This window comes from Actinomadura sp. KC216, assembly GCF_004348535.1.
Classification (GTDB): Bacteria; Actinomycetota; Actinomycetes; order Streptosporangiales; family Streptosporangiaceae; genus Spirillospora.
The window spans coordinates 1-573 of sequence record NZ_SMJX01000665.1 but is presented as its reverse complement, the minus strand read 5'-3'; the positions used below and the strand labels follow the sequence as shown (position 1 = coordinate 573).

Sequence of the window (573 nt, the reverse complement as noted above, 5' to 3'; positions counted from 1 at the left end):
CCGGCTCCGGTGGTTGAGGGCGCCGAGCTCGTTCGATCGGCGTGCGGTTGGCCACCGCCCACCCCACGCACTTCGCGGGAAATCCACATCGCTCTTGGGTCCCATTCTCAGGTTCCATGGCCACTCCCGGGATTGCAGAGACGCGGACGCACGGCACCGACTGGGCGCCGCCGCCGTCAACCTCTCCGCCAGCGTCACCGACGTCATCGCGCTCCCCGGCGGCGACCGCGACCGCCGCATGCCCCGTATCCGATCCCTCGGACTGCCCGTACACGACGCCGGGTAGCTCGGCGCGCCGGACATATCGCCAGCCGCCGAAGCCCGACCCTCGACGGGCTGGACGCCTATCCCGCCTACTACGCGCACATGGGCGCCCGCAACACCACCGGCGCCGACCTGATCGACCTCACCCCGGCGCACGCCGCCCGCGCCGCCGAGCTGCGCGAACGCATCGCCGCCGGTGAGTGGGTCGTGGACCTGCGCTCCCGCAAGGCGTTCGCGCAACGGCACCTCGCCGGGACGCTGAGCTTCGGCCTGGACGGCCCGATGCCGACCTGGCTCGCCTGGATGGCC

The 573-nt window shown here is 72.6% G+C and carries 1 pseudogene; it reads left to right on the top strand.

The window, feature by feature from the left end:
• Positions 1 to 366 precede the first annotated feature (366 nt).
• Positions 367 to 573 (top strand): annotated as a pseudogene (locus E1264_RS42875) (MBL fold metallo-hydrolase); the annotation flags it as partial.